Origin of the sequence: Nocardiopsis sp. LOL_012 (assembly GCF_048060475.1) — a bacterium.
GTDB lineage: Bacteria > Actinomycetota > Actinomycetes > Streptosporangiales > Streptosporangiaceae > Nocardiopsis.
The window spans coordinates 1-26,826 of the sequence record NZ_JBHMIV010000020.1 but is presented as its reverse complement, the minus strand read 5'-3'; the positions used below and the strand labels follow the sequence as shown (position 1 = coordinate 26,826).

The window sequence follows — 26,826 nt, the reverse complement described above, 5'->3', positions numbered from 1 at the left end:
TATCCGGACCGGCGGCCCCGAGTCGGGCTGGTCCGGTCCGATACCGCAGGTACACGATATAGCCCCCGGGTTCGTCCCCACCGCCCCTCCCCGGTTGCCGGACGGGCGCGACGCGGACGCCCACCGGAGGCTGTACACCGACCGGTGGGTGCGTCACACGAATTGCGCCCAAACGAACTTTCCGCTCGGGGGCGTCGGAATCACTCCCCACTCTCGCGTGAAAGCACTCACCAGTGCAAGCCCACGACCGCCTTCGAGTACCAGATCCGGCTTCCTTCTGCTCGGCCACCGATGCCCGCCGTCGCGAACCGCACAGATGAATTCCCCGCCGCTGCGCATCAGGGAGAGCTGAATACCGCCTTCCCCCGGCCTGGTCACGGGGATCGGGCCGCCGTGCCGGACCGCATTGGTCACCAATTCAGAAACAACGACCGAGACGTCACCGGACAAGTGGTCCATCGCCCATTCCCGGAGAAGCGCGCTGGAAATCTCCCGCGCGGCCCCCACGGCGTACGGGCGGGGTTCGAGACCCCACGTCACGGCGTCATGACTGTCACCGCAGACAGGCGTGTTCCAGCGGCTGGAACCGCACTCCAGAACCCTGAACCACCAGCCCCGGTCCGGCTCCGTCACCGCCTCCGCGCACTCCATGCCATCCACTCCTCACCGGTGCCCTGCTGTCGCGGAACGTCGGGCAACCAGGATCCGGCCCCGTGGCCCTCTTTCGCCGGAACCCCTGTGACACGCTGGGAAGACCGCGTGCCGGCCCGCTCGGCCCGTGCTTCTGCACGGGCCGAATGCACGTGCACCTTGGCTCTATCGGCAATCGTAAGGCAAGCTCCAGCACCGCGCAGGGAAACTCCGACACCAATCGCCGACGAGATCAACGGCGCATGGCATGCGCGCCGTGCATAGTCGGATGGTCGAGACACGCCCCCGCGCCCGTACCGACCGGTTGGCATGCCGATAGGATTCGTCCGCGCCCACCACGCGAACTCTTGGAGGTAACACCATGTCCCCTACGCCCCGTGTGGCCATCGTGACCGGAGCCGCTCGCGGAATCGGCGCCGGCACCGCCGAGCGCCTGGCGCGTGAGGGCCGGGCCGTGGCCGTGCTGGACCTGAAGGAGGCCGACGCCCAGGAGGTCGTGGACCGCATCACGGCCGCGGGCGGCAAGGCCATCGCCGTCGGCTGCGACGTCTCCGACGAGGAGCAGGTGCAGACCGCTGTGGACTCCGTCGCCGAGCGCCTCGGCTCCCCGGAGATCCTGGTGAACAACGCCGGCGTCCTGCGCGACAACCTGCTGTTCAAGATGACGGCCTCCGACTGGGACATCGTGATGAACGTGCACCTGCGGGGCTCGTTCCTCATGAGCAAGGCCGTCCAGGCCTACATGGTCAAGACCAAGTGGGGCCGGATCGTCAACCTGTCCAGCTCCTCGGCGCTGGGCAACCGCGGCCAGGCCAACTACTCCGCGGCCAAGGCCGGCATCCAGGGCCTCACCAAGACCCTGGCCATCGAGCTGGGCCAGTTCGGCGTCACCGCCAACGCGGTCGCCCCCGGCTTCATCGAGACCGACATGACCCGGGCCACCGCCGAGCGCATCGGCATCGACTACGAGGCCATGAAGGAGCACCGGGCCAAGCAGACCCCCGTGCGGCGCACCGGTGTCCCGGAGGACATCGCCAACGCCGTCGCGTTCTTCACCGGCGAGGAGGCCGGGTTCGTCTCCGGCCAGGTCATCTACGTGGCCGGCGGCCCGCTGGACTAGCGGCCGTGCGGGAGGGCGCCCCGGGCGCCCTCCCGGAACGCCCCGTCCACACAAGTCGTCAGTAGGCGGGGTAGGGGACCTCGACGGGGGCACCGCTCGGGGCCTCGATCTCCTCGATGACCATGGACACCAGCTTCTCGGTCAGTTCGACGCCCGAGAAGTAGTCCGGGTGGTCGTCGGTGAGGACCGCGATGAGGTACTCACGGTCCTCACCGGCGACATAGCCCACGCTGTTGACGTTCCACAGCCCGTCGTTGGCGTCGCGCGGCACCCAGCCGTTCTTCAGGCCGACGGTGTCGTCCCGCTCAGCCGCGACGCTGATCCCCCACGCCTGTTCGGGGGCGACGGCCTCCATCAGCTCGCACACGTAGGCGCGGCTCTCCTCCGAGAGCGGCCCCTCGTCGGTGTACAGGAAGCGCAGCAGGCGGAGCTGGTCGGCGGCGGTCGTCTCGGTCGCCCCCCACCTGCCGGTGGGCAGGGGCACGGTCTCCAGGTAGCCGATGCGCTCGGCGCCCTCCTCGAACCCGGCGGCGTAGCCCAGCCTGGCGTAGAGGGAGTCGGCCTTGCCGTTGTCGCTGTAGCGGATCATCTCCTCGGCCTGCGCCCGCTCGGCGGAGGTGAGGGCACGCCCCTCCTCCTCGGCCCGCAGGAGCAGCATGGTGAGGATGGTCAGCTTGACGGTGCTGGCGGTGGTGAACCCCTCGTGGGCCGCGTAGCTGAAGGCCGTCCCGGTGCGCAGGTCCTGGACGGCGATGCCCACGCGCGCCCGGTGCTCCTCGGCCAGACCGGCCACCCGGCCGGTGAGGTCCTCGCGCTCGCGCACCGTGAGGGTGGCCGACCCCGAGGGCCCGGGGTCGGGGGCGAAGAGCAGCGCCGGGGGGACCTCGGCCCCGGCCGACAGGCGCACCCGGGCCGGCACGCTCTCGGGATCGGGCAGGCGCACGGCCTGGGCACCGGCCATTGCCCCCGGCAGCAGGGCGAGGACCGTGGCCGCGGCCACCGCGACCGCGGCGACAGCGCGCCGACGTCGTGAGTCAGCCGGAGAGCGCCCAAGCACGCGACCACCGGTCCATTCACGGGGAAGTTTGGACTGTTTTGCCCAATTATCGGCCCGAAGACCGGCGGCTCAAACATCCGAAACTGAATCGGTATGCCGAAAATATCAATTGCTTCAGCATGCACATCTCCGGTTACACAACGGAATCTTCAGCGCTCTCCGGCATCCCGGGAGTCCTCGTCGATCCCGCGTGCCACCAGGGCCTCCCCGGTCGCCTCGGCCATCCGCAGGAGCTGCACGATCACCGGGACCACGAGCATCCAGGGCCTCCCCGACAGCCCCCGCGCCTGGTAGCCCTCGCGCGCCATGCGCCACGCGTGGCCCACCATCGGGATCGAGCGGATGGTGAGCGCCAGGACCAGCGCCACCCGGCTGGAGTCGACCCCCACGCGGTGCAGGGGCCGACTCATGCGTTCGAAGAGGTCGAGCATCTCGCGTACCTGCGTGGTGAGCGTGACCGCGTTGGCCAGCAGGACGAGCGCAGCCAACTGCGCGGACAGCCGCAGGGCCGTGCGCCAGTCGCCGAACAGGAGCTGGAAGACCACGATGGCCAGCAGGAACGGCCAGAGCACCCGCAGGGACCCGAACGCGCGGCGCGGTGCCAGGCCGACCAGCGGGTAGAGGAGGAGCGCCGCCGCCAGGGCCGCCAGCGACACCCAGTGGTGGGCGGCGACGACGATCGCCGTGCCGGTGAGCAGCAGTGCCAGGAGTTTGGGGCCGGCGGGGACCCGGTGCAGCGGTCCGGCGCCGGGAACGTACAGGCCGATCGTGCTCACTGGTCGGCCCCGTCCCGCTCCCCTTCGGCCATGCGTGCGGTGTAGAAGGCGACGGCGTCGGCGGGCGCGCCGTCGAAGACCACCCGGCCCTCGTCGATCACCAACACCCGGTCGAACCCGCCGAGCAGGTCGAGGTGGTGCGTGAACAGGACCACCTGCTGTTCCAGCCCGTCCAGGACGCGGTGCACCATGCGGGTGTTGCGCAGGTCGAGCAGGGTGGTGGGCTCATCGCACACCAGCACCCCGGGTTCGGTGACCAGGACCGAGGCCAGCGCGAGGAGCTGTTTCTGACCGCCGGAGAGCAGGTGCCCGGGGTGGTCGCGGTGCCCGTCCAACCCGAACCGGACGAGGATGTCGTCGACCCTGCGCGCGGTTTCCTCGCGGCCCAGCCGCAGCGAGCGCAGCCCGATCTCCACGTCCTCGACCACCGTGGGCATGATGATCTGGTGGGAGGCGTCGGAGAAGACGAACCCGACCTCGCGGCGGATGCGTTTGGCGTGCCGCCGGGTGTCCCACTCCCCGAGCGACACACGGCCCCGGTCGGGGACGACCAGGCCGTTGAGGGTCCGGGCGAGCGTGGACTTGCCCGAGCCGTTGGCCCCGATCACGCCGATCCGGTGCTCGGCGAGGTCGAGGGTGACGTCGCGCAGCACGGTGCGGCCGTCGTAGGCGTGGGACACCCCCTCAAGACGCAGCATCAGGCGGCGCCCCCGGCGGTTCCGGTGCTCTCTTCGGGCTCCTCGGCCACTGGGCGTCCGGCGGGCGGGATGGGATAGGCGCGGAAGACGGCGCCGGCGATGAGGGCGGTGACGACGGCCTTGGCGAGGTCGCCGGGCAGGTAGCCGAGCATCGCCAGGGCGCTGGCGAGCACCCCGTCGCCGAGGACGGCGGCCATCCACGGCACGCCGATCGCGTAGACGACGAGGATGCCGCCGACGATGTTGATGAGCACGCCCTGCCAAAGGGAGTAGCGGCGGCCATTGCGGAGCATGAGGTCGGTGAGCATGCCGATGACCAGGGCGGCGAGGGTCCAACTGACGATGAACCCGGCGGAGGCCCCGGCGAGGACGGACAGCCCACCGCGTCCGCCCGCGAAGAGGGGGAGGCCGGCCAGGCCGAGGGCGGTGAAGGCGGCGACGGCGAGGGTGCCGCGCTTCCAGCCCAGGAGGCTGGGGGCGAGCATGACGCCGAGGGTCTGGAGGGTGATCGGGGCGACCGCCGGAAGGAACGGGACGGGGATGGCCACGGCGACGCTCAGCGCGGCGATCAGCGCGGCGAACACCGCGATGAGGGAGAGGTCTCGGGCGGTGAGGCCCCTGTATCGGACGGTCGTGGTCGAGCCTTGCGGCATGCGGATCCCCTCGGGAGGTAGACGGGAGTGAACCAGCACCTATTGTCCGTTATCCGCAGTTCAAAGCAGTAGGGCGAGCCCCACAGTTCCCGGCGGTCACGGGTTGTAGGGATCGCTACGAGACGGAGATCACCTCCGGATCCGGTGTCGCACCGCCGCGACGCGACGGGGGCGGACGGACCGGGGATCACGGAATCTCGGGAAGAGCCGTGCGCCACACACGCCTGTCGGCCATACTTCTCATCGATGCCGGGACCGGGCCGCGCGGAAGGCACACCATGACCGACAGACAGGCCGAACTGCACCGCAAGGTCTGGCGAGACCTCCAGAAGCGCTCCCCGCAGCGCCCCTACCAGGCGATGTCTCCTCCGGTGCCACCGCCGAGGGCGGGTGGTACCGGGACGGTGAACGTCCCGGTCGTGATCGGGGTCTGTGCCGGTGTGGTGGTGCTCCTCTTCCTCGCCGCCCACTGCGACCCCTCCGACGGTGGCGGCGAGAGCACACCGCAGGCGTCGGACACCGCTCGCACCGACGACCAGGACACCTGGACCGCGCCGCAGCAGGAGTCCGGCACCGTCCAGGACGACGAAGACCCCCAGGGCGCCCCGGCCCCGGAGCTCGGGGACGTCAGCGGAGTGTGGGAGGGCCCCGCGCAGGGAGACCAGGACTGGTACAGCGTCCGCCTCGACATCGCCCCGGCTGCCGGGGACGGCTGGTCGATCGGCATCGACTACCCGGAGCTGGGCTGCGGCGGCACCGTCGACCTGACCGGGACCGAGTCCGGCGGAGACGTCCTGGTCGGTGTCGAACGGCTGGAGTACGGTCTGGCGCGGTGCACCGACGGCGGCGACGTCCGCGTCCACCGCGACGAGGCCGGGGGCCTGTACTGGGAGTGGATCAGTACCCGGAACCACATCTGGGCGGACCTGGAGCGGACCGGGGAGCCGGGGGCCACCATCCCGGTCATCCCCGCCTCGGCCGCAGGCGAGTGGTCTGGAGAGATCAGCCAGACCAATCTGGACGATCCGTTCCCGGTCACCGCCGTCCTGGAGGAGGGAAGCCGGTCAGCGACCCTGGAACTGCCCGACAGCGGCTGTCTGGGCGATCTCACCCTGTTGTCGGATCAGGGCGGCACTCTGGAGTTCTCTCTGGCCTTCAACGACGGCAGCCGCTGTGTCGACGGCACGGTGCTCCTGGTGCCGGACGGTGCAGGCGCCCTCGGCTACACGTGGTCCAGCGGATCGGGCCCGCGTTCGGAGGGGACGCTGTACGCCGACTGACAAGGGTCTTGCACCGCCCCGCGTCGCACCACCGCGCTAGGCTGCCCGCGCAGCGGATACGCAAGAGACGAGGAGAGCCGTGCCGAACGAGGGACCCCGGCGCCGGGTGGCCGTGTACGGGCTGGGCGGCACCATCGCCGCCACCGGCGAGACGGGCGGTGTCGTCCCCGCTTTGTCGGCCGACCAGTTGGTCGCGGCGGTCCCCGGCCTGGCGGAGACCGGTATCGGTGTGGAGGCCGTGGACTTCCGCTGCCTGCCCAGCGCCTCCCTGGGCTTCGCAGATCTCACCGACCTGGCCGCCGAGATCGGTCGGCGCACGGCGGCGGGCGAACTGGACGGCGCGGTCATCACCCAGGGCACCGACACCATCGAGGAGACCGCCTACCTCCTCGACCTGTTCCACACCGCCCCGCAGCCGATCGTCGTCACCGGCGCGATGCGTGGCCCCACCCTGGCCGGGGCCGACGGCCCCGCCAACCTGCTCACCGCCGTGCGGACCGCCGCCCACCCGTCCACGCGCGGCCAGGGGGTGCTGGTGGTGCTCGCCGACCGGATCCACGCCGCCCCACGGGTCCGCAAGACGCACACCACCGGGCTCTGGGCCTTCGACTCCCCCGACACCGGCCCGCTCGGCCACCTCGTCGAAGGCGTCCCGCGCCTGCTCACCCGCCGCGCCGGCGAGCGCGTCACGGTGGCCCCGGACGCGGTGCGCGGGCGGCCCCGCGTCGCCCTGGCCACCGTCGGCTTCGGCGACGACGGCGTCCTGCTCGAAGGGCTGGCCGACCGGGTCGACGGCCTGGTGGTCGCGGCGCTGGGCGTGGGCCACGTCCCCGAGGCGCTGGTGCCGGTCCTCGACGCACTCGCAGACCGGGTGCCGGTGGTACTCGCCTCGCGCATCGGCGCGGGTCCCGGTCTGGCCGCCACCTACGGGTTCCCCGGCTCCGAACGCGACCTGCTGGCACGCGGGCTGATCCGCGCCGGGTTCCTCGACCCGTGCAAGGCGCGCCTGCTGCTGTGGGCACTGCTGGCCACCGGCGCGGACCGTGCCGCGATCACGGCGGCGTTCGCCGCGGCGGGCGGCTACGCCGACTGACCGGCGTCTGCTACCGCTCCCGCGCGGCCCCCTCGGGCCAGACCACGTCCACCGGAACCCCGCGGGTGCGCGCCGCCTCGACGGCGTCCCCGGTGCCGCCCCTGCCGCCGGAGGGCTTGCTGTCCCAGACCGCGAAGAGCCGGTCGATCCCGCCGAGCACGGCCTCGTTGGCGTCGGCGTAGGCGGCCTTCCCTGCGGTGCGATGCGGCATGTACCGCACCAGCGCCGAGCGCATGAGGAGAAGGTCGAACCGTTCCAGGTTGTCGGCCCTGACCTTGGCCTCCCGGTAGTCCACCGACGGCAGGACCACTTCGAGCCGCCCGCCCGCGTCGAGCACGGCCTCGGCGAAGAGCTGGTCCGCCCCGCGCGCCAGACAGGAGAGGCCGACCAGGTCACCGCCGGTATAGGGGGTCAGGGCGTCGGCCAGGGCCTCACGGACCAGGGGGACGGTGTCAGCCGTCAGGTTCGAGTGCCCGGTGATCCCGATCCGCGCCACGCGGTCTCCTCACATCGTCGGGGGTGGTGGAACGGCAGCGTAGCGAAGCGTGCGGCGCGAATCGCCGACCGGCTTGGCACAACGGCGCTCTGCATGGTCAGGCGTCTCAGATCGCCAGGCAGGCATCCCCCAGTGCTCCTCCTGCCTCGAAGGGTCGGGGGGCGAGCGCCAAGGCGGTTCCGATCGTGCCTTCCAGCAAACCGTGCGAAGCCTGACCCTTGTGGGTGGACTCCAGGAGTTCCTCCCTGAGGAGGGGAATCTGATCGGCCAGCCTCACCGGGCCGTGACCGTCCTGGTCTGCGGCCATACGGCGAAGGAGCAGAAGCAGCCCCGCGCGCCCGTGGCATAACCCGTGTGCTCCCAGCCGGGACCGCTGGGCAGCATCACCGGCGCAGAGGGCCATCGCCGTCTCAGAATCCCGCTGCCGGTCAGCGTCGCCGGTCGCGATCGCGGCGAGCTGTTGGGCGCGCCAGCCCGGGTGTCCCGTAACACCAGGACGGCGCGCCCGGTACGTCCTGCCCGCGGATGCTGCGGCCCGCGGCGTCGCGGCGCACCCACAACGGCCACCGCGAACCCGCCTCGCCCTCCTGTCGCCAGGTGTCCAGGTAGCGGCAGATCCGTTCGATCGCCTCTCCGTGCCCCTCCACCCGAACGCCTGCACGATGCGCCAGGGACAGCACTGCGAGAACCCCGGCCGCGCCGTGCGCCATCCCCAGGTTGGCGTGCCCGCCCTCCCACTCCGGGGCCGTGTGGGGCCACGGGTCGTGGTGCACCCACCAGCCGGGGCGTTCCCCGCCGCCTCTGCCCCGGACGGGCTCGGTCAGTCGGACCAGAGAGTCGAGGACCCGCTCGGCCGCCGATCCTCCGGGGCCGGCGCGCAGCAGCACCGCACCGATCCCCGCCAGCCCGCCGATCAGGTCGTATTCGCCGAACGAGGGCAGCGCGCCGGAGGCCCTGCGCACATGGGCGGCCTCGACCCGTTGGTGCGCCATGGTGTTCAGGTGGCGCGTCAACGTCTTCCGCGCCCCGGGGTAGTGGTCTTCGAGCAGGGACAGCACCAGGACCAGGGCGGGGAGGCCGTAGAGCAGCCCGGCGGGCCTGCCGGTGTCCGCACCGTCTGCGGTGGCCGTGCGAAGCCAGGCGTGGGCTCGCTCGGCGCTGGCCGGGTCGTGGCGGGCGCGGACTGCGTGCAGGAGGGCGATCCCGGCGGCTCCCCGGTCCAGGCACTGCGGGGGTCCGATCGGCACCTGGGGCGGGTAGGCGAAGTGGTCGGCTACCCGGGCGACGAACTCGGCGGCAGCGTCGCGGGGGATCATCGGGCCGCCTCGCGGGTGTGGATCAGGGCCAGGGCGAGAGCCCGGGTCAGTTCCAGGAGCCGCGTCTCGTCGGTGCGGTCGGGGCCGACCACCCGGTTGTGGTGCATGTGGAGCAGGGAGCCGAGAACGTCTCGGAGGCGGTCGGGCCGCGGAAGGGCCTGACGGTAGGCGGATAGGGCAGCCGCACGGTTCTTCCATGCCTGAAGCAGGTCACCGTCCGAAGCATCGTCGACCGCGCCGATGAGCTGGTGGCCGAGGGTGCGGGCAGTGCGGTCGATCGGTGTGCGCGAGCGAGGCAGGTGCTCCACGGCCCAGCGAAGGCCGCTCTCGGGAAGAGTGTCAAGAACCAGGCGCAGCAGGGAAGCGGCGGCGGCAGCGTGTACACGTGCAACGTCGTCTCCCGCATAGCGGAGTTCGGCGACGGCCGCCGTGGTGTCGGCCGCGAACACGGCATGGGCCGCCTCTATCGCGGGGCCGTGGCCGTAACGGCCGGTCTCGGGCTGGTAGGTCTCCAGCGTCAGCGATCGCACCAGACGGGCCTGTTGGAGTGCGCGGGTCCAGTCGGCCAGAGCCACCAGGTGTGCGGGGGCGTCGGAGAAGAGCCGTAGCCGCAGGTGGGGTCCGTGGTGGTCGCCGTAGCGCACCACCCACCAGGCGGGTTCACCACCGAGGCGGTCCCACAGGTCCGCCATGTGGTCGGTGAGGATGCGGGTGTACAGGTCGGTGTCGGCGTACAGGTGCGCTGACGTCCACCCGGGCACACCGGGAAGATGGGCGGCGTTGGGAGAAGAACAGGTGCGGTGCCAGGCGGGCGCGGAGCAGTTCGTGGCACAACCGGACCAGCGGGTGAGTATGCCAGCGCGGTTCCAGGGCGGAGAGGAACTGCGGTTCGATGACCTGCCCGGTGGATCGGCGTTGCAGCCGCAGATGGTCGGCGTCGATCCGTACCTGGACGTCGTCGGGGCCGAAGACCACTCGGCCGTTCCGGTTCGGGGGCGGGTGTTCGTCGATCACCAGCAGGTGGTCCAGGACCGGCGGTGTGCGGGCGATGTTGTGTGCGGACTCCACTACGGGTGGACCGGTGACCTGGACGGGAACGGCGTGCTCGGTGAGGGTCGGCAGGTGCGCGTAGTCCTCGTGTTCCAGGTCCTCCAGGTGGAGGAACCGGCCGGTGAGAACCCCGACCGCGCGGGAGACGCCGACCACCCACAGGTTCGACTCCCCCGCGTCCACGGCTTCGGGGGAGGCCGCCCAGAGTTGGGCTCGCAGTTCTACGTGCGGGGGCGCGGCCCTGTGTTCTGTCGGGGTGGGGGCAGTTCGGCGAGGTCGATCTCGTCCTCACCGTCGAGGGCGGCGGTGTGCGCGGCGCGGGTCAGCGCGGCCTCCCTCTCACCCTCCACTCGGGGTTCGGGCAGGGGAAGCACCGACCCCCGGTAGCCGTGGGGCCAACCGACCCCGGTGGGTCCGACCAGGTCGAGCAGGTCGACGACCGCGCCGGGGCCGTACCGCTCCAGACAGCGATGGTGGTAGTCGACCCACGAGGGGGATCCGAACCGGTCGGGTGCCCAGGCCTGGAGGACGTTCACTGTGCGCACGGCTGTATCGACCACGGCCGGGGCCAGGGCGATATCGGCGTCCAGGAGGGTGTCCACCGCTGGCCTGTCCAGCTCGGGGAGGTCTTGAAGGTGCGGTGCGCCCTCCAGCAGGTACTCCAGCGGGTCCGGTTCGGTCATGGGGGTGTGCGCGGAGCTGATCAGGAACCCGTGCTGGAGGAGGCAGGTGAGCATCCCTCTCACCACTGTTCGGGACGCGGGGGCGAACCTTGCGCACAAGAGGTCTTCGATCTCACCCAGGGGCCGGGGAGAGCGTGTCAGAGCGAGGGCGTGCGCGATGGCCGGGGTGTGCCGTACCGATACGGGGTGCACGTCGTCCGGTGCGGCTGCGGTCGAATAGTCCAATACCAAGCGTTCGCCGCTGACCCGGATCGTGGAGGCGGCCACGACCTTCAGTTCCTGGTGAGCCTGTTCATCGAGGTGGGCGGCGTAGGAGGCGAGCCAGCGGGCGTCCGGACGGGCTACCGGCTGGTGGGCATATCCCCACTGGACAGCGGTGAACGCTCCGATACGGACGGGGGCCACCCCGGCGAACAGGCCGAAGGGGGTCGGCCGGTGCTGGGACCGCAACCGGTACCGCATGAGGGCGGCGGCGCACCGTCGTAGGCGGCGCGGTGACAGGTCGCCGGAACCATCGCATATCCGGTCGGCTTCCTCGGCCAGGCGCGGGCCGGCCAGCCGGACGGCTTCGGCGAAACGGGAGGCCACGTTCCAGATCCGGCGTATCCAGGTCCGGAGCTCTCCCGGGGAAGCCGTTGCGGGGTCCGGCCACGTCTCCTCGTGCGGGTCGGGCTGGAACAAAGCGGCCCGCACCGTCACGGCGGGTTCGGCGGGAACGAACATGGTCTCTCCACCACGCGATGGGAAGGGGAGGCCGCCCCGCGTCGAACACGGGCATCACCGGGGCGGCCGTTGGGCTCAACTACTGGTGATCATCAGACGGTGCGGCGCGTGCAACTGTTGGTGCACGCCGACTGGCACGTCTTGCCACAACCGTCGTTGGTCATGCTCCACAGGTCCGAGTCCACGCTCGTGCCCTGGTGCACCCGCACGTCGAGATCGAACATCTCCTCAATGGGGGTGAACCCGTGCTGGGTCTCGACGACGTCGAGGACCGGTACGCGCATAGCGGTTACTCCTTCGGTGCTCGGGGCGGCCAGGTGATGACCATCCGGGTGTGCTTCTTGTCCACCACACGACCGGCGGGAAGCAGGTCATCCGGTGTGGTCCGGGGGAACAGGGCGATGTCGGGGCCGGGGCCGTGCCGGTCCCAGGAGCGCATCAGCGCGCACAGATCCTCGGCCGTCTCCGCCCCGGAGGGGCCGTGGCCCACGGCTCCGAACTCCGCGCGCTCGGGGGCTTCCGCGCTGTCGCGCAGCGTCCGGTAGGCGAAGCCGGACCCGTCCGTACTGACCAGCGCGGGGGTACCGAACAGCACCACCGGGCGCAGCAGGCCGGAGGCGACCGCGCCCCGGTCGGCGGTCAGCACCGCCCACCGGTCGGCTTCCGAGGCCATCCACAGGTCTTGGGCGTCGGTCGGTTCCTCGTCGGCGACCGTGAACCCGGACCAGCGCTCGACCCCCTCTTGGGTGAGGGCCTTGGCCAGCGTGTCGGCGTCCGCGTCGGGTCCGTCCTCCAGGCGCAGTCCGACCCGCTGGCCAGGAGTGTCGTTGAGGTAGGGCATGGGTTCCCAGTGCTCGCCCGCGCCCTGCACGCGCACGAACCCGCACATGTCCACGTGTCGGGAGCGCAGGACACCGTCCTTACCCGATTCCAGGGTCAGGCAGCGGGTCAGGCCGCGGATCCGCATCGGCACGACCATCCGTCCGCCCTGGGCGAGCTGCTCACGCCAGGCGGGCGGTACGTCCCAGGCCCCGGCGGTGACCAGGACGCGGTCGTAGGGGGCGCGGTCGGCGAACCCGTACTCGCCGTCGGCGACGGCGGTGCGCACACGCCCGTACCCGGCTGCGTCCAGGCAGCGGCGGGCACGGTCGGCCACGTCCGGATCGATGTCGATGGAGGTGACCTGCCCGCCCTGGCCGACGAGTTCGGCGATGAGCGCGGCGTTGTAGCCCCCGGAACCGATCTCCAGCACCCGCATCCCGGGAGCGATGCCGGCCCGGTCCAGCATGGTCGCGATGATGCTCGGCGCCGACACCGAGCTGAGCGCCGTGCCGGTGTCCTCGTCGCGCTTGGTCACCACGGCCCGGTGCGCGTTGTAGACCTCCTCCAGGTCCAGGCCCGGCAGGAAGTGTTCACGGGGCACACGGCGCAGGGCGCGCTCCACCGAGGCCGACAGCCCCGCGCCCGCGTGCGTGTGTTCGTCGAGGATCTGCCGCACCATCGCGTCACGGGCGGTGGCGGATTCAGGTCGGTGCAAGGGTTACCTCTTTCTCATCGTCGATCGGTCACCTGTCGCGGCAAGTACAAGTGGAGCGGCCTGGAAGCCGATGGCAAGAGCTGTTCCCGATCTGTTCGGGTTCGGTCATGGATGTGCTTCCAACGCTTCGGTGAGGCAGTCACGCAATTCGCCCAGCGAGACAGCAGCCATACCTACGAGTCCGTCTCGGCCATCGGTACGCACAGCCCGCCAGGTACCGTCTTGCGTCTCTCGAACGTCCCATCCAGGAAAATCATGCCGAAACTGGTCGGTTTGACGGTCCCGTTCGTCTACAGCGTGTGTCGTTCTCCCTGAGTCCACTGCCTGGGCTGCTTCGCCCATTAACTCGGCCATGTCCTGATACGTCATCGCGGCCTCCTCACCAACCACGATCTCTGCCCCGGTAGGGGTTGTGAAGGTATGACGGGCGGGACCAAGAGTGCGCGGAAGGAGGGGGGAGCGCGCACCAGGAGTGTGTTTCCACGACTACAACGTCTCCCCGTACCGTTCGTGACACACTGCGACTTCCGCCCCTCTTTTCTTATGGAGAAGCAGTGCCGCGAACCCCCAAGCAACCGAACACCCAGCTCGCGGAACTCCTGAATGAAACCCACATGCCCGCGAAAGGACTTGCGCGGCGCGTGGTCGCCCACGGCCACGAACGCGGTTTGGTACTGGCCTACGACCACAACAGCGTCCGTCGTTGGTTGGAAGGCGAACGCCCCCAACAACCAGTACCGGCCTTGATCGCGGAGGTGCTCGCCGAGGCGCTCGGGAGGCCCGTGAACCCTGCCGACTGTGGTCTCCCCGGGCACGAAGACTTCTCGCCGGAATTCCCGCTTGACTGGACCAGCGGCATCCACACCGCCGCGCAGCTCTACCGGGACGACGCCGAACGGCGTCGCACCCTCACAGGCGGGTACTCATCGGCGGCGTATCCGAGCGCGGCCACACGGTGGCTCACCCACCCGCCGGGGCTGGAGCCGATCCACCGCGGGCGAGCACGTGTAGGCCGACCGGAGATCGACGCGATCCGCCAGATGACCCGTGCGTTCTACGACCTGGACAACCGGGTCGGTGGCGGGCGGATTCGGTCGACCGTGGTGCAGTACCTCAACTCCAATGTCGCTCCGCTACTCCGAGGGACCTACACGTCGGAGATCGGCCGTGAACTGTTCTCCGCTGCCGCTGAGCTGACGAAGGCCGTGGGGTGGATGGCCTACGACTGCGAGGAGCACGGGCTCGCTCAGCGGTACCTCGTGCAGGCGCTACGCATGGCGCAGACCGCCGGGGAACACGGGTTGTGTGCGGAGATCCTCGCGGCGATGGGCCACCAAGCCACCTACATCGGCCGGTCAGGGGAAGCGGTGGATCTGGCACGTGCGGCACAGTCCGCAGCGGCCCGTTCCGGGCACCCGGCGCTGGTCGCGGAGTGCCACCTGATCGAGGCGCACGGGCACGCCGGGCGGTCGGACACGCGGGCTACGTCGGGGGCACTACGCGCGGGAGAGAAGGCGTTCGAGAAGGACGACCCGGCGCCGCCGGAATGGTTGGCCTACTTCGACAGTGCGTATCTCGCGGCGAAGGTGGCTCACTGCTTCCTCGCCCTGGGGGTGGATGCGCAGACGGCCCGGTACGCGGAACGGTCGTTGGAGATGAACGAGGGCTACGTGCGTGGCAGGGTGTTCAATCTGCTCATGTTGGCGACCGCGCACGCTCCCAACGAACCGGAGGAAGCCGTGCGCGTTGGCGGTGTCGCTTTGGGCCTGGTCGAAGGGTTGCAGTCGCGTCGTGCCTTCTCCTATCTTCGGCGTCTCCAGCATCGCCTGAGCCGACACGAACACCACCCCGATGTGGCCGAGTTCAACGCCCGAGCAGCGGTGCTCACAGCAGGCTGAGCACCCGGTATACGGCGACGACGGTCGACGCTCCGATGATCTCACCCCGGTCGATCATGGCGACGGCTTCGTCGATGGGCCACCACGCGATCTCCTGGGCCTCGTTGACATCCGGGGCGGTGTCAGTGAGCGCCGCGCCACGGGCGAGGTAGACGATCTGCGGCTGGTCCACCGATCCGATGGCGGGCTGGAAGGTGACCAGGTGTTCCATGGATTCGGGCCGCCATCCGGTTTCCTCTTCGACCTCGCGGGCTGCGGCGAGCCCGATGTCTTCGGCGTGGTCGACGTAACCGCCGGGGAGTTCCCACACCCACTGATCGATGATGAACCGGTGCCGCCGCATCAGCAGGACTTCGCGTTGTTCGTTGACGACGATGGTCATCACGGCCGGGGGCATCTTGACGACGTACTGGGTGAAGGAGACGCCGTCAGGGAGAGTGACGTCGACCGTGCTGAGACGGATGTGCCGGTTCTCGTCCACGAGCTTCTCGCCGTGGATGGTCCACTGGGTAGTCACAGTCGCACCATAACCGGCGGGGATCATCGGCCCTTGGCCGCCTCCACGCACTCACCGGCGCCCCGGTCACGGGCTGGCCTCGCCAGCATCCGGCCCGACCGAACGCCGGGTCACCCTCCAGGCGGACATCGCACGGACCTACACCCAGCGCGGCAAGCTCGACCAGGCCCACACCGCGCGCCAGGCAGGAGAGGCCGACCAGGTCACCGTCGGCGTAGGGGATCAGGGCATCGGCCAGGACCTCACGGACCAAGGGGACGGTGCCGGCCCTCAGGTTCGAGTGCCCAGTGACCCCGATCCGCGCCACACGGTCTCCTCACAGAGTCATACCAGTGCCCTACGGGCTTCATAGGCCTCCGAAACGTGCTCTGGCCGTACGCGTTCGCCGTGTTGCTGCTGTTTCCATGCCCTACGGGCTTCATAGGGGTCCGAAACGTGGCAAGTGCAGAGGCGCTCAGATGCGCCCACCGCCGTTTCCATGCCCTACGGGCTTCATAGGGGGCCGAAACGAGCTCGAAGCCATTGAGCAGCGCTGAGAAGCCGTTTCCATGCCCTACGGGCTTCATAGGGGGCCGAAACCCTTGCCGTTTTTCGTGGCCTCTGACCTGCGACGACACACCCCTTCTGCACGCGACCACCTTCCAGCACCACCAAGAGTGCGTGACCCAAGCCACATTTCACTCTCGCGAGTCGCTGACCAGCCCGAACGCCCTGCACGCAAACCAGGGTTTTCGCTCCCGAACGAGATTCGGTGTACAAGCCCCCTCCGCTTCGCTCACCAGATGCGACACATCACCTCTACCGCACCGGACGCGCCGCCACCACCCCCACGCCGGAAACCTGTCGGCTTCAGCCGGTCTCGGTGTCCCCACGCAAGGCGAACAGGAGAGCGGCCCAGTCCGAGGAGGGGAAGGAGAGGTGGCCCAGGGGCCGGTTCTGCGTGTCCCGGACATGGACGCGCGAAGGGGTGTCCGACACCTCGACGCGCGTAGGGCCGTTGCCGCTGTAGCTGGACTTGCGCCAGTTGGACGGCACCGTACCGGCGACCTCGACACAAGCTCCGGTGTTCGAACTGTAGCTGGACTTACGCCACAAGGATGCGTTTTGTTCCACTGCGTGGCCTCTCTACTACTTGTACTTGGCGAGCGCACGCTCAACCACTACTGACGACTTCTCACGGCTCAGCGCACGATCCTGCAAGCCATCGAACACCTTGGAGAAGTGGGTGACGTCGGCAGGCTCTTCCAGATAGAGGGCACCCAGGCCGTACTCGACATAGACGACGTCGCTGTAGGTGATCGTCCTATGTCCTGACTCGGGGAACGAGATGACCATGAATGAGCCGTATCCAGCCGGGTGCTCCCCTGCACCGAAGGGCAGGATGCGGCACGACACATTGGGGAGTTCGCAGCGTTCTCGAAGCTGGCGGAGCTGGGCTTCCATCACCTTCGGTCCGCCCACTTCACGGTAGAGAGCGGCTTCGTTCATGATGACGTCCAGTTGAAGGGGCCGATCACCTGTGAGCCTCTCCTGGCGTGCCATACGCAGTGATACGTGCTCCCATGCCTCATCCTCCGATGAGACATCGACAGCCGCGATGGCCAGGGAAAACGCATACTCCTCAGTTTGGAGCAAGCCGTGAATCAGCTCCGTCTGGTAGTCACGGATAAGCTCTGCTTCCGTCTCCAGACCCACATAGGAGTCAAACCAGGCAGGAGTTGACTTGTAGGTCTGCCACCATCCTCGCCGCCGCGCCGCATGTGCCAGCTCGAAGACGGCATCGCACTCCTCTTCAGAGCCCCCGTAAAACTTCATGAGGGCCTGCGCGGTGCCCGGCTGGATACGTGTCGTTGCACTCTCGACCTTACTCAGCGTCGCAGCGTGCATACCTGCATGCTTGGCGGCCTTGGCCGCCGTCATCCCCGCGCTTTCCCTGCTCTGTCTCAGCACTCTCGCCAGGGTGCGGCGCGCGACCGTGGGGCTGGCCTCTGCCACCCGACACCTCCCGATGCAGACATGGACGTCCACAGTTTCACTGATCCAATGCACGGAGCCAACTTTTCGCAAGTTGCCGATGGCAGTATTTCTAAAGACTCTCTTGCCATATTTTGTATTGCCGTGCACACTAGCAGTGATGTCGGCGAACAGCCCTGCAAGGGACTGAGCTGCACCGCCCACATACACAAGCGGCCCTGATCAGGTGCTGGCACACCTGGTCAGGGCCTTGGCCCACGACCTGACATGACAGGTGAGGACCCGTGTCCAACCGTATCTTCCCCGACAGCCCCGGCCCCCGGCGGCGCCTGCCGCTGCGGCGCTGCTCCTTCCGGTTCATCGGACGCCCCGAGAGCGTGAAGGAGGCCCGCGACTGGATGTCCCGCAAGCTGGCCTTCGCCGACGCTCCGGAGGAGACCGCCGAGAACACCCTGCTCCTGCTCTCGGAGCTGGCCGCCAACAACGTCCAGCACGCCCCGACGGTCGGCGCGGGGCGCGGTGACTTCTCCATCCGGGCGTTCTTCTTCCACGGGTGGCTGCGCGTGGAGGTGCTCGACGCCTACAAGCGGCCGCCCACCTTCCGGATCGCCGCACCCGACACCTACGCCGAGGGCGGGCGCGGCCTGCTCCTGGTGAACGCCATCGCCTCCCGTTGGGGGCGGTTCCAGTCCCCGCGCGGACCCGGCATGTTCTTCGAGCTGCGCTGGAACGTCCCCGAACCACTGGCTCCGGTGGTTCCCCTGCCCAGGAAGAGCAGGTGATGGCGGTGGAGCCCCGGGGAACGTCCACCATCCAGGGGCTGCACCGCCTCCGTGCCGCCTACCGGCGCCGGGGGTGGACGGTGTGGCACGGCAACGCCACCGGCCAGTACTGGGCGGCGCACACCGGACTCATGGTGCTGCTGAGCGGCGACAGCGCACCGAAGCTGGCCGCGCAGATCGAGAGGGTGCAGCCGGGAGGGTCCATGCCGACGGACCCGGCCTCGCCCCCGACCCCCGCCCAGGCGCGGCGACGGCGCGCGGGGCTGAGGCTGCCGCCCAGGCCCAGGCCGCGCGGCCACTGGAGCCGCCCCGGCACGGTGGCCGGCCCCAGGCCGTAGACCGAGGACCGTAGCGACCGTGGCCCGGGGACCGGCGCCCCCGGGCCGCTCGGTATCGGTACCGGACCATCCTCACCCGGCGCTCCGGAGAGCCCGGAACACCCGGCAGAACCGGAGCGCCAGGCCGGCCGGAATCGTGTTCTCCCAGGTGAGAACAGGTTCTGAAAACACGCGAACCGACACCGCGCCGGGCGGGCCCGGGAACTTCGCGGTTTCACCGGACCGGCGTCGCCCGCGAAGGTTAGGGTGATCGCACCTCGGGTGCATAGACCGTGCGAACCCTCACACGTATGATCGAAAAGAGACGATAACGTGCGAAAACACCGCACCGAAACCCCCCGACACGACCAGGAGGGAACGGCATGGCCGACGTGACCGACGTCGCCCGGTACATTCTCGACCGCTTGGGACCCATGAGCGCCATGAAGCTCCAGAAGCTGTGCTACTACTCCTACGGCTACCACCTGGCCTGGGAGGAGCGCCCGCTGTTCCCCGAACGGTTCGAGGCCTGGGCCAACGGCCCGGTCGCACCCGATCTGTACACGCGCCACCGCGGTCTGTTCTCCGTGGAACCGGAGGACATCGGGGGTGATCCCGAAGCACTGGACCCCGGCGAGCGGGAGTCCGTCGACCTCGTTCTGGGATCGCTCCGGGACTTCAGCGCGCACCACCTGTCGGCGATGACCCATCGCGAGGCGCCCTGGCTGCGCGCACGCGAACGAGCCGGGGCCGAAGGGCTCGAACGGAGCAACGAGCCCCTCACCGAGGCGGATATCCACGAGTACTTCACAACGTTGACAGCGGCCGACAGTGCCCAAGGGTAAGGGCGGCAGGAAGAAGGCTCCAGCCCCCGCCAAGCCTCCGGACAAGAGCCCGCCCGACCCCGGTCGTCTTCCCCGCGCCGACAGCTCTCACGAGCGCATGTGCTGGCGCTTCGAACACGTCGACCACGAGGGGCCGTGGGGGTTCGCGCGTGTCTCCGGCCAAGGCCTCTGCGACCTGCTGAGAAAGCTGCGGGACTTCGAGCGGATGAGTGTCCGTGAACTCTTCCACCAGAGCGGCGGCCTCGCCAAGAGCTACGACGTGGAGGGGCTACCGAACAGACATGCCCGGGAGCGCCTGGAACACCTCCGGCTGGCCGATCAGACGAGAATCTCCCGGCTGCGGATGAACGGGCCCGGCAGACTGTACGGCTTCCTCGACGCCAACGTCTTCCACGTCGTGTTCTGGGATCCCGAACACCGCATCTGGCCGAGCCGGAAGAAGCACACCTGAGCCGCGCCTCGGTCTCGGCCCTGGCCGTCTACGGTGGCTCACCGGAGGCCCGCATGTCCTCGACCACGTCGGCGGTGAGCCTCTGGATGCCCTCGAACGCCCCGGCGCGGTCGTCGGCGAGCCAGGACAGGGAAGGGAACTCCGCGACCGTACCGAGGTACGCCCCGTCCTCGGACGACCAGCGCACCCGGTAGGCGTAGTGACCGGCTCCACTCATGCCTCCCCCTCCCGAAAGGGCCACCGTGACCCCACCGTCTCCATGGTGAGACCGCCCGCCCGGCCCTGTCAGCGGTTTTCCAGGGGCCGGAGACATCAGCATAGGAACACGATCGCCGTACCGTGCGCTCAAGAAAGGATTCCATGTGAACAAGAAGGAAGTCTTTCTTGAGTTCCTGAAGGAACTCACGGGATCAGGGTTCACCGTGGAGTACGGAGTCGGGCAACCCGGCATACTGCTCCATCGGTTCTACGAAGACCACTTCGATCCACCTCTGATGCTCCATCTGGACCCGGAGTCCTTGCACGAACACGTGCGACGCATGCAAGAAGGGAACGGCCCCCCGGACTCGGTCTCCGAAGCGCTCACCCTCCTCTCCGTACACGTGCAAGAGTCCGTGGACACGCGCTCAGTGGACCGGCGACACCTCTTCGCACGTCCCGGCGGGGTCACGGCCAGGCATGACCCGGATCAGGAGGGACCACCGTGGGAACAACGCTGAACATCGACATCACTCTGGAACAGGACGAAGACGGCCTGTGGTGCGCTCACGCCGACCTCGGCGAACTGGGTGATGCCTTGGGGGACGGTCCGACTCGCGAGGAGGCCATGGACAGCGTCCGGAAAGGGATCCACGAGGTTCGCCCCACGACGAGATCAAGCGCCGAGGTTCGCCACACGGCGAACCTCGTTCAGCCGGAACCGGAGAGACGAGGAGCGCGGAACCTCAGCGCTCCCCGGCCCTGCGGATGCGGTTGATCGGTACCGGCAGCACGCACACCGGGTCGGGGACGCCCACCCGGTGCCCGGTGTCGGCGGGGACCCCGGTGGCCGGGTCGATGCGCAGCGAGGCCAGCTCACCGCCGTTCTGCGCGGCCACCACCAGGTGGTCGGGCTCGTCCCCGTGTCCCCGGACCACGGCGAAGTTGCGCGGCCACGCCCCCGACGGGGTGTTGGCCACGTGCTCCAGGCGCGCGCCGCCGTCGTGCACGGCGAAGGTCGAGATGGTGTCGGCGCCCCGGTTGGACACGTACACGTGGTCCCGGTGCACGAGGATCTCGCCGGGGAAGCTCTTGCCCGCGGCCTCCTCCCCGGTGGCGTGCACCGAACCCAGGTACTCCGCGGTGCCGGTGTCGCCGTCCCAGCGCAGGACGTGCACCCGCGAATCCAGTTCGCCCGCGACGTACACGTACTCCCCCGCCACCGCCGTGTGCCGGGGGCCGGTGCCGGGCGGCAGGACAACGGTTCCGGTCTGCTCGCCGTCGCGGACGACGCGCAGCTCGTCGGTGCCCAGGTCGGCCACGAGCAGGCAGCGCTCGTCCAGGGCCGCGGTGCTGTGGGCGTGCGGCCCCTCCTGGCGGTCGGTGACCGGCCCGCTCCCGGAGTGCGTGACCGGCTCCGCCGCCGGGGAGCCGATCGTGCCGTCCGGCGCCAGTTCGTACAGGCCCACCACCCCGTCGGCGTAGTTGCTCACCGCGAGCGTGAACCCGGACACCAGGACGTGGCACGGCGATCCGCCCCTGCTGGGGGCGGAGCCCAGTTCGGTCAGCGAGGCGTCCCCGTGGACCTGGAAGGCGGCCACGCTGCCCTCGGCTCGCTCGCCCACGGCGTACACCGTGGGCGGGTGCTCGTGGAAGGCCAGGAAGGACGGCCCCGGGGTGCGCGCCGCGACCCCGGCGTCGGCCAGTTCCCCCGTGGCGGGGTCGAACCGCACCCGGTGGATGCCCGCGCCCCCGCCCGGGGGCTCGGAGTCGGGGGTGTAGGTGCCCACCAGCAGGAGCCGCCGTCTGTCCGCCGAGTCGCTCACTGGGTCCTCGTTTCCGTCGCGCGTGTACCGACAGTGGTCTACACCACCGGGCGCATGTTACCGGCCCGAATCCCGCACACGACGCACAGGGGCCTGCCACGGAATCCCCATCCCATGGCTGAGCGAGGTTAGTCTGATAGGAGCCCCGAGCGCATGGACCGTGCGACCACAGGGCAGCGACACCGTGGACAAGCAGCCGTGTTCCGGCGGGTTTGATCACAGGGAGGCGAATGATGACGGCTGAACCAGTCGGCCCTAGCCGAATGGCGGCGGAGCTGGCCGATGCACTGACCGATCGCGGCCTGGTCTTGGTGTCCGCCGCGTATCTGGAGGAGCTGGAGGACGCCGCTGACAGCGCGGCGATCGATGCCCGCGCCGATGAGGAGACCATCCCCTTCCGGGCCGAGGACTACGTCTGATCCACTACACCGTCGACATCAAGTCCTCGGCCCGGAAGGAGATACGCAGACTCGACGGACCGGTGCGTCAGCGCATCATCAAAGCCATCGAGGGCCTGGCCGGCGATCCACGCCCGGACGGCTGCAAGAAGCTCAAGGCCAAGGACGGCTACCGCATTCGTGTCGGTGACTACCGGGTGGTCTATACCGTCGACGACAGCAGGATCACTGTGGTCGTCGTCAAGGTCGGCGCCCGAGGAGACGTCTATGGCCGATGACGGACCGAACCGCTCAGCGGCCCCCGCACCACAGGGGAAGCACACACCGCCACGCTTCCCGCCGCGTTCTTCGATGCCCTGATGGCACAGGAGGACGAGCCCGCCCAGCCGATCGGGGAACTCGCCCCGGCGGTACTCAGGCACCGCCGCACGGTGCGAACCGGGTGACGGGGCCACCAAGGCCGCCCCGGCGGCCCCGCGCTACTCGGGCTTGGCCGCCTTCACGGCCTCGATCGCCTTCATGATGCGCTTGTCGGAGACCGGGTAGGCGGTCCGCAGCTCCTGGGCGAACAGGCTGATCCGGTACTCCTCCAGCATCCACCGCAGCTCCGCCGCGTCCGGGTCGGCGGCCCGGCCGGCGGGCAGCGCGCCCACGACCTTGCGCACCGCCTGGCGCATCTGCTCGACCTTGGCCATGTTCACCTGGTCGCGGCGCGGGTTGTCCGCCAGCTTGTTCAACCGGTACTCCACGCCACGCAGGTACCGGTGCACGTCGTCCAGGCGCGCCAGGCCGGTACGGGTGGCGAAGCCCTCCCCCACCAGGTCGCCGAGCTGGCCCTGCACGTCGTTGAGCGAGGGCAGCACCGCCAGGGACGTGGTGCCCTTGACCTTCTTGGCCACCTTGCGCCACAGCACCAGCACCCGCGCCGTCTTGTCGAGCACCTCGGCGAGGGTGTCCCCCAGGTCGGCACGGACCCGGTCGGCGAGCCCCGCGAAGTCCTCGGCGTTCCACACCGGCCCGCCCTCGCGGACCAGCAGGTGGTCGACGGCGGCGGCCTCGGCGTCGGCGAGCATCTTCTTGACCGACCCGTGCGGGTTGTCGGCCAGGGCGAGCTTGTCGGGGTTGTTGAGCCCCTTGCTGACCACGTGCGCCACCGAGGGCACGGTGAGCAGCAGGAGCCGACGGGTTCCCGCGTGCATGGCGGCGCGCTGCTCGGGGCGGGTGTCGAAGATGCGGATGGCGACGCTGTCGCCCTCGTCCACCAGGGCGGGGTAGCCCTTGACGGCGGGGCCGAGCGCCTTGCGCTCCAGGGTCCGCTCCAGCGGCCCGAAGTCCCACGAGGTCAGGCCCTTCCTCTCCACCCCCTTGGCCTCGGTGGCGATGGCCTCGCGCAGGCGGGGTTTGAGCTTGGCGCGCAGCTGCTCCAGATCCTTGGACTCGGCCACGGACCGGTTCCTGCCGTCCACGGCGCGGAAGGTGATCCGCAGATGGTCGGGGACCCGGTCGAGCTGGAACGCGCTGGCGGGCACCCGCTCCCCCGCCATGCGGGTGAGTTCGGCGGCCAGCGCCTCGGCCAGCGGCCCGGAGTAGGGTTCCAGCCCGGCGCGCGCCTGGGCGGCGTGGTCGGGCACGGGCACGAAGTTGCGCCGCAGCGGCTTAGGCAGGGAGCGGATCAGGGCGGTGATGAGCTCGTCGCGCAGCCCCGGGATCTGCCAGTCGAACCCGGTGTTCTCCACCTGGTTGAGCAGCTTGACGGGGACGTGGGCGGTGACGCCGTCGGAGTCGCTGCCCGGCTCGAACTGGTAGGTGAGCGGGAAGGCGAACTCACCCTGGCGCCACACGTCGGGGTAGTCGTCCTCGCTGACGGCGTCCACGCCGTCGTTGATCAGCTCGTCGCGGGTGAAGTCGAGCAGGGTGGGGTTGTCGCGGCGCTCCTTCTTCCACCAGGAGTCGAAGTGGGCGGCCGAGACCACCGTGTCCGGGATACGGCGGTCGTAGAAGCCGAACAGGGTCTCGTCGTCGACGACGATGTCGCGGCGGCGGGCGCGGTGTTCGAGGTCGCCCACCTCGTCCAGCAGCTTGCGGTTGTCGTGGAAGAAGTGGTGGCGGGTGTCCCAGTCGCCCTCCACCAGGGCGCGGCGGATGAACAGTTCACGGGAGAGTTCGGGGTCGATGCGCCCGTACTGCACCTTGCGTCCGGCCACGAGCGGCACGCCGTAGAGGGTGACGCGCTCGAAGGCCATGACGGCGCCGCGCTTGCGCTCCCAGTGCGGTTCGCTGTAGTTGCGCTTGACGATGTCCCCGGCGAGCTGTTCGGCCCATTCGGGTTCGATACGGGCGACCATGCGGCCCCAGAGCTTGGAGGTCTCCACCAGCTCGGCGGCCATCACGTAGCGGGGCTGCTTCTTGAACAGCGCCGAGCCGGGGAAGATCGCGAACCGGGCGCCGCGACCGCCCAGGTACTCGTGCTTCTCCGGGTCCTTGAGCCCCACGTGGGAGAGCAGTCCCGACAGCAGGGACATGTGCACGCCCCGGGGGTCGGCGGCCTCCTCGCGGGGGCGGGGCACCTCCACGTCCATCTGGCGCAGCACCTGCTTGAGCTGGCCGTGGATGTCCTGCCACTCGCGTACGCGCAGGTAGTTGAGGAACTCGTCCCGGCACAGCCTGCGGAACTGGTTGCCCGACAGTTCGCGCTGGCGGTCCCTGAGGTGGTTCCACAGGTTGAGGAAGGCCAGGAAGTCCGACTCCTTGTCGTTGAACCTGGCGTGCGCGGCGCGGGCCTGCTCCTGCTTGTCGGCGGGGCGCTCGCGCGGGTCCTGGATGGACAGCGCGGCGGTGATCACCAGGACCTCCCCGAGGCAGTCGCGCTGCTCGGCCTCCAGCACCATGCGGCCCAGGCGCGGGTCGATGGGCAGTTGGGCGAGGCGGCGGCCGAGCTGGGTGAGGCGGCGCGTGCCGCCGGAGGGGTCGGGGTGCAGGGCGCCGAGTTCGGTGAGGAGGGTGACGCCGTCCTTGATCTGGCGGTGGTCGGGGCCGTCCACGAAGGGGAAGGCGGCGATGTCGCCCAGGCCCAGGGAGGCCATCTGGAGGATGACCGAGGCGAGGTTGGTGCGCAGGATCTCCGGGTCGGTGAACTCGGGGCGGGACAGGAAGTCCTCCTCCGAGTACAGCCGGATGCAGATGCCCTCGGAGACGCGGCCGCAGCGGCCCTTGCGCTGGTTGGCCGAGGCCTGGGAGACGGCTTCGATGGGCAGGCGCTGCACCTTGGTGCGGTGGCTGTAGCGGGAGATGCGCGCCGTGCCGGGGTCGATGACGTACTTGATGCCGGGCACCGTCAGGGAGGTCTCGGCGACGTTGGTGGCCAGCACGATGCGGCGGCCCCGGTGGGGGGCCCACACGCGTCTCTGCTCGGCGGTGGACAGCCGGGCGTAGAGCGGCAGGACCTCGGTGCCCGGGAGCTTCTGCTTCTCCAGGGCCTCGGCGGTGTCGCGGATCTCGCGTTCGCCGCTGAGGAAGACCAGGACGTCGCCGGGCGCCTCCCCGGCGAGTTCGTCGACGGCGTCGAGGATGGCCTGGGTCTGGTCGCGGTCGGTGCGGCCACCGGGGTTCTTCTCCTCGGGGTCGAGGATCTCCTCCGACAGCGGCCGGTAGCGGACCTCGACGGGGTAGGTGCGGCCGGACACCTCGACGATGGGGGCGTCGTCGAAGTGGCGGGAGAAGCGCTCGGGGTCGATGGTGGCCGAGGTGATGATCACCTTGAGGTCGGGGCGCTTGGGCAGGAGCTGTTTGAGGTAGCCCAGCAGGAAGTCGATGTTGAGGCTGCGCTCGTGCGCCTCGTCGATGATGAGGGTGTCGTAGGCGCGCAGCATGCGGTCGCGCTGGATCTCGGCGAGCAGGATGCCGTCGGTCATCAGCTTGACGAGGGTGCTGTCCCCGGAGGTGTCGGTGAAGCGCACCTTGTAGCCGATGGTCTCGCCCAGCGGGGTGCCGACCTCGTCGGCGATGCGCTCGGCGACGGTGCGCGCGGCCAGGCGGCGGGGCTGGGTGTGGCCGATGGTGCCCATGACGCCGCGGCCCAGTTCGAGGCAGATCTTGGGCAACTGGGTGGTCTTGCCGGAGCCGGTCTCACCGGCGACGATGACGACCTGGTTGTCGCGGACGGCCTCGGCGATGTCCTCGCGGCGGGCGCTGACGGGCAGCGCCTCGGGGTAGGTGAGCTCGGGGACCGCCTCGCGGCGCAGGTCCACGCGCAGGGCGGCCTCGTCGAGGTCCCTGCCGATCTGCTCGGTGACCGAGGCGCGGCGGCGCTCGTCGCGGATCTTGGCCAGGCCGTCGATACGGCGGCGGATCCGGTGCCGGTCCGCGGGCATGAGGTCGCGGAGCCGGGAACGGAGTGTGTCGGCGCCGGGCGCGGGCGTGGTGGTGCTCATCAGTTTGTTGGGCGTGGAGACCCGGTCCTTCAAGCCGGGAAGGAAACGCCCTCTCCT

At 69.7% G+C, this 26,826-nt stretch carries 30 protein-coding genes and 1 pseudogene; 11 read left to right on the top strand and 20 right to left on the bottom strand.

What is annotated here, in order from left to right:
* Positions 1-153 precede the first annotated feature (153 nt).
* Positions 154-651, bottom strand: coding sequence for an ATP-binding protein (locus ACFHWE_RS14530; RefSeq protein WP_416602038.1), 498 nt, complete (start codon positions 649-651; stop codon positions 154-156).
* A 361-nt stretch (positions 652-1,012) separates the two neighbouring features.
* Between ACFHWE_RS14530 and fabG the strand changes: the two genes are divergently transcribed.
* Positions 1,013-1,771, top strand: coding sequence for a 3-oxoacyl-ACP reductase FabG (gene fabG, locus ACFHWE_RS14525; protein ID WP_416602036.1), 759 nt, complete (start codon positions 1,013-1,015; stop codon positions 1,769-1,771).
* Between the two features lie 58 nt (positions 1,772-1,829).
* Here the strand turns inward: fabG and ACFHWE_RS14520 are convergent, their stop codons facing one another.
* The 4 genes from ACFHWE_RS14520 to ACFHWE_RS14505 all read right to left on the bottom strand — a co-directional run bounded on the left by ACFHWE_RS14520 (position 1,830) and on the right by ACFHWE_RS14505 (position 4,955).
* Positions 1,830-2,771, bottom strand: a complete 942-nt coding sequence (locus tag ACFHWE_RS14520; protein ID WP_416602034.1) for a serine hydrolase — start codon at positions 2,769-2,771, stop codon at positions 1,830-1,832.
* A 206-nt stretch (positions 2,772-2,977) separates the two neighbouring features.
* Entirely contained in the window at positions 2,978-3,604 is a 627-nt protein-coding gene (locus tag ACFHWE_RS14515) for an energy-coupling factor transporter transmembrane component T family protein (RefSeq protein WP_416602032.1), read from the bottom strand.
* Positions 3,601-4,302 (bottom strand): energy-coupling factor ABC transporter ATP-binding protein, encoded by a 702-nt coding sequence (locus tag ACFHWE_RS14510; RefSeq protein ID WP_416602031.1) that lies wholly within the window; start codon positions 4,300-4,302, stop codon positions 3,601-3,603. The genes ACFHWE_RS14515 and ACFHWE_RS14510 overlap by 4 nt, the downstream gene beginning before the upstream one ends.
* Complete coding sequence (locus ACFHWE_RS14505) at positions 4,302-4,955, bottom strand: biotin transporter BioY (RefSeq protein ID WP_416602029.1); 654 nt, start codon at positions 4,953-4,955, stop codon at positions 4,302-4,304. Before ACFHWE_RS14505 ends, ACFHWE_RS14510 begins: the two co-directional genes overlap by 1 nt.
* Before the next feature lie 278 nt (positions 4,956-5,233).
* Between ACFHWE_RS14505 and ACFHWE_RS14500 the strand changes: the two genes are divergently transcribed.
* Complete coding sequence (locus ACFHWE_RS14500; RefSeq protein ID WP_416602028.1) at positions 5,234-6,235, top strand: hypothetical protein; 1,002 nt, start codon at positions 5,234-5,236, stop codon at positions 6,233-6,235.
* Positions 6,236-6,314: 79 nt separating this feature from the next.
* A complete protein-coding gene (locus tag ACFHWE_RS14495; protein ID WP_416602026.1) occupies positions 6,315-7,328 on the top strand; it encodes an asparaginase in 1,014 nt (337 codons plus the stop codon).
* Positions 7,329-7,338: 10 nt separating this feature from the next.
* Here the strand turns inward: ACFHWE_RS14495 and ACFHWE_RS14490 are convergent, their stop codons facing one another.
* The 8 genes from ACFHWE_RS14490 to fxlM form a co-directional block, all read right to left on the bottom strand.
* Positions 7,339-7,824 (bottom strand): hypothetical protein, encoded by a 486-nt coding sequence (locus tag ACFHWE_RS14490; RefSeq protein ID WP_416602024.1) that lies wholly within the window; start codon positions 7,822-7,824, stop codon positions 7,339-7,341.
* 106 nt (positions 7,825-7,930) lie between these two features.
* Positions 7,931-8,227 carry a lanthionine synthetase LanC family protein gene (locus ACFHWE_RS14485; RefSeq protein ID WP_416602022.1) on the bottom strand — a complete coding sequence of 99 codons (297 nt, stop codon included), beginning with the start codon at positions 8,225-8,227 and terminating at the stop codon, positions 7,931-7,933.
* Positions 8,228-8,252: 25 nt separating this feature from the next.
* A complete protein-coding gene (locus ACFHWE_RS14480) occupies positions 8,253-9,140 on the bottom strand; it encodes a lanthionine synthetase C family protein (RefSeq protein ID WP_416602021.1) in 888 nt (295 codons plus the stop codon).
* Positions 9,137-9,901 (bottom strand): thiopeptide-type bacteriocin biosynthesis protein, encoded by a 765-nt coding sequence (locus ACFHWE_RS14475; protein WP_416602019.1) that lies wholly within the window; start codon positions 9,899-9,901, stop codon positions 9,137-9,139. Before ACFHWE_RS14475 ends, ACFHWE_RS14480 begins: the two co-directional genes overlap by 4 nt.
* Positions 9,801-10,409 carry a lantibiotic dehydratase gene (locus ACFHWE_RS14470; protein ID WP_416602165.1) on the bottom strand — a complete coding sequence of 203 codons (609 nt, stop codon included), beginning with the start codon at positions 10,407-10,409 and terminating at the stop codon, positions 9,801-9,803. Before ACFHWE_RS14470 ends, ACFHWE_RS14475 begins: the two co-directional genes overlap by 101 nt.
* A 2-nt stretch (positions 10,410-10,411) precedes the next feature.
* Positions 10,412-11,596, bottom strand: a complete 1,185-nt coding sequence (locus tag ACFHWE_RS14465) for a lantibiotic dehydratase (RefSeq protein WP_416602017.1) — start codon at positions 11,594-11,596, stop codon at positions 10,412-10,414.
* A 92-nt stretch (positions 11,597-11,688) separates the two neighbouring features.
* Complete coding sequence (locus tag ACFHWE_RS14460; RefSeq protein WP_416602016.1) at positions 11,689-11,880, bottom strand: FxLD family lanthipeptide; 192 nt, start codon at positions 11,878-11,880, stop codon at positions 11,689-11,691.
* Positions 11,881-11,885: 5 nt separating this feature from the next.
* The gene (gene fxlM, locus ACFHWE_RS14455) at positions 11,886-13,133 is read right to left on the bottom strand and encodes a methyltransferase, FxLD system (protein ID WP_416602013.1); all 1,248 of its coding nucleotides are present in this window, start codon (positions 13,131-13,133) and stop codon (positions 11,886-11,888) included.
* A 554-nt stretch (positions 13,134-13,687) separates the two neighbouring features.
* Here fxlM and ACFHWE_RS14450 point away from each other — a divergent pair.
* The gene (locus ACFHWE_RS14450; protein WP_416602011.1) at positions 13,688-15,031 is read left to right on the top strand and encodes a hypothetical protein; all 1,344 of its coding nucleotides are present in this window, start codon (positions 13,688-13,690) and stop codon (positions 15,029-15,031) included.
* On the opposite strand, the gene ACFHWE_RS14445 is transcribed toward ACFHWE_RS14450, so the two are convergent.
* From ACFHWE_RS14445 to ACFHWE_RS14430, 4 genes and pseudogenes are all read right to left on the bottom strand, one after another.
* Positions 15,018-15,548 (bottom strand): NUDIX hydrolase, encoded by a 531-nt coding sequence (locus ACFHWE_RS14445; RefSeq protein ID WP_416602009.1) that lies wholly within the window; start codon positions 15,546-15,548, stop codon positions 15,018-15,020. The two genes, ACFHWE_RS14450 and ACFHWE_RS14445, sit on opposite strands and share 14 nt — an antisense overlap.
* A gap of 849 nt (positions 15,549-16,397) precedes the next feature.
* Complete coding sequence (locus ACFHWE_RS14440) at positions 16,398-16,583, bottom strand: DUF397 domain-containing protein (RefSeq protein WP_416602163.1); 186 nt, start codon at positions 16,581-16,583, stop codon at positions 16,398-16,400.
* Between the two features lie 6 nt (positions 16,584-16,589).
* A pseudogene (locus ACFHWE_RS14435) lies at positions 16,590-16,661 on the bottom strand (DUF397 domain-containing protein); the annotation flags it as partial.
* A 15-nt stretch (positions 16,662-16,676) separates the two neighbouring features.
* A complete protein-coding gene (locus tag ACFHWE_RS14430; protein WP_416602006.1) occupies positions 16,677-17,543 on the bottom strand; it encodes a helix-turn-helix domain-containing protein in 867 nt (288 codons plus the stop codon).
* A gap of 263 nt (positions 17,544-17,806) precedes the next feature.
* On the opposite strand from ACFHWE_RS14430, the gene ACFHWE_RS14425 reads away from it, so the two are divergent.
* The 4 genes from ACFHWE_RS14425 to ACFHWE_RS14410 all read left to right on the top strand — a co-directional run bounded on the left by ACFHWE_RS14425 (position 17,807) and on the right by ACFHWE_RS14410 (position 19,917).
* Positions 17,807-18,304, top strand: coding sequence for an ATP-binding protein (locus ACFHWE_RS14425; RefSeq protein WP_416602004.1), 498 nt, complete (start codon positions 17,807-17,809; stop codon positions 18,302-18,304).
* Positions 18,304-18,642, top strand: a complete 339-nt coding sequence (locus ACFHWE_RS14420) for a hypothetical protein (RefSeq protein WP_416602002.1) — start codon at positions 18,304-18,306, stop codon at positions 18,640-18,642. The genes ACFHWE_RS14425 and ACFHWE_RS14420 overlap by 1 nt, the downstream gene beginning before the upstream one ends.
* Before the next feature lie 362 nt (positions 18,643-19,004).
* Entirely contained in the window at positions 19,005-19,466 is a 462-nt protein-coding gene (locus tag ACFHWE_RS14415) for a Panacea domain-containing protein (protein WP_416602000.1), read from the top strand.
* Entirely contained in the window at positions 19,453-19,917 is a 465-nt protein-coding gene (locus tag ACFHWE_RS14410; RefSeq protein ID WP_416601998.1) for a hypothetical protein, read from the top strand. Before ACFHWE_RS14415 ends, ACFHWE_RS14410 begins: the two co-directional genes overlap by 14 nt.
* A 28-nt stretch (positions 19,918-19,945) precedes the next feature.
* On the opposite strand, the gene ACFHWE_RS14405 is transcribed toward ACFHWE_RS14410, so the two are convergent.
* A complete protein-coding gene (locus ACFHWE_RS14405) occupies positions 19,946-20,134 on the bottom strand; it encodes a hypothetical protein (protein ID WP_416601995.1) in 189 nt (62 codons plus the stop codon).
* Between the two features lie 145 nt (positions 20,135-20,279).
* On the opposite strand from ACFHWE_RS14405, the gene ACFHWE_RS14400 reads away from it, so the two are divergent.
* Entirely contained in the window at positions 20,280-20,636 is a 357-nt protein-coding gene (locus ACFHWE_RS14400) for a hypothetical protein (protein ID WP_416601993.1), read from the top strand.
* A 225-nt stretch (positions 20,637-20,861) separates the two neighbouring features.
* Here the strand turns inward: ACFHWE_RS14400 and ACFHWE_RS14395 are convergent, their stop codons facing one another.
* Entirely contained in the window at positions 20,862-21,941 is a 1,080-nt protein-coding gene (locus ACFHWE_RS14395; RefSeq protein ID WP_416601991.1) for a lactonase family protein, read from the bottom strand.
* A gap of 233 nt (positions 21,942-22,174) precedes the next feature.
* On the opposite strand from ACFHWE_RS14395, the gene ACFHWE_RS14390 reads away from it, so the two are divergent.
* Both ACFHWE_RS14390 and ACFHWE_RS14385 read left to right on the top strand, forming a co-directional pair.
* Positions 22,175-22,360: a hypothetical protein gene (locus tag ACFHWE_RS14390; RefSeq protein WP_416601989.1), complete on the top strand. Its 186-nt coding sequence runs from the start codon at positions 22,175-22,177 to the stop codon at positions 22,358-22,360.
* The gene (locus ACFHWE_RS14385; protein WP_416602161.1) at positions 22,357-22,617 is read left to right on the top strand and encodes a type II toxin-antitoxin system RelE family toxin; all 261 of its coding nucleotides are present in this window, start codon (positions 22,357-22,359) and stop codon (positions 22,615-22,617) included. Before ACFHWE_RS14390 ends, ACFHWE_RS14385 begins: the two co-directional genes overlap by 4 nt.
* Before the next feature lie 201 nt (positions 22,618-22,818).
* Here the strand turns inward: ACFHWE_RS14385 and hrpA are convergent, their stop codons facing one another.
* Complete coding sequence (gene hrpA, locus ACFHWE_RS14380) at positions 22,819-26,769, bottom strand: ATP-dependent RNA helicase HrpA (RefSeq protein WP_416601986.1); 3,951 nt, start codon at positions 26,767-26,769, stop codon at positions 22,819-22,821.
* Positions 26,770-26,826 lie beyond the last annotated feature (57 nt).

What these genes read in the sequence shown, in the direction of transcription:
- ACFHWE_RS14390 (WP_416601989.1), top strand. Translation starts at nt 22,175, where the DNA reads ATGACGGCTGAACCAGTCGGCCCTAGCCGAATGGCGGCGGAGCTGGCC.
- ACFHWE_RS14500 (WP_416602028.1), top strand. Translation starts at nt 5,234, where the DNA reads ATGACCGACAGACAGGCCGAACTGCACCGCAAGGTCTGGCGAGACCTC.
- ACFHWE_RS14480 (WP_416602021.1), bottom strand. Translation starts at nt 9,140, where the DNA reads ATGATCCCCCGCGACGCTGCCGCCGAGTTCGTCGCCCGGGTAGCCGAC.
- fabG (WP_416602036.1), top strand. Translation starts at nt 1,013, where the DNA reads ATGTCCCCTACGCCCCGTGTGGCCATCGTGACCGGAGCCGCTCGCGGA.
- hrpA (WP_416601986.1), bottom strand. Translation starts at nt 26,769, where the DNA reads ATGAGCACCACCACGCCCGCGCCCGGCGCCGACACACTCCGTTCCCGG.
- ACFHWE_RS14505 (WP_416602029.1), bottom strand. Translation starts at nt 4,955, where the DNA reads ATGCCGCAAGGCTCGACCACGACCGTCCGATACAGGGGCCTCACCGCC.
- ACFHWE_RS14420 (WP_416602002.1), top strand. Translation starts at nt 18,304, where the DNA reads ATGGCGGTGGAGCCCCGGGGAACGTCCACCATCCAGGGGCTGCACCGC.
- ACFHWE_RS14405 (WP_416601995.1), bottom strand. Translation starts at nt 20,134, where the DNA reads ATGAGTGGAGCCGGTCACTACGCCTACCGGGTGCGCTGGTCGTCCGAG.
- ACFHWE_RS14415 (WP_416602000.1), top strand. Translation starts at nt 19,005, where the DNA reads ATGGCCGACGTGACCGACGTCGCCCGGTACATTCTCGACCGCTTGGGA.
- ACFHWE_RS14460 (WP_416602016.1), bottom strand. Translation starts at nt 11,880, where the DNA reads ATGCGCGTACCGGTCCTCGACGTCGTCGAGACCCAGCACGGGTTCACC.
- ACFHWE_RS14510 (WP_416602031.1), bottom strand. Translation starts at nt 4,302, where the DNA reads ATGCTGCGTCTTGAGGGGGTGTCCCACGCCTACGACGGCCGCACCGTG.
- ACFHWE_RS14530 (WP_416602038.1), bottom strand. Translation starts at nt 651, where the DNA reads ATGGAGTGCGCGGAGGCGGTGACGGAGCCGGACCGGGGCTGGTGGTTC.
- ACFHWE_RS14465 (WP_416602017.1), bottom strand. Translation starts at nt 11,596, where the DNA reads ATGTTCGTTCCCGCCGAACCCGCCGTGACGGTGCGGGCCGCTTTGTTC.
- ACFHWE_RS14485 (WP_416602022.1), bottom strand. Translation starts at nt 8,227, where the DNA reads ATGGCCCTCTGCGCCGGTGATGCTGCCCAGCGGTCCCGGCTGGGAGCA.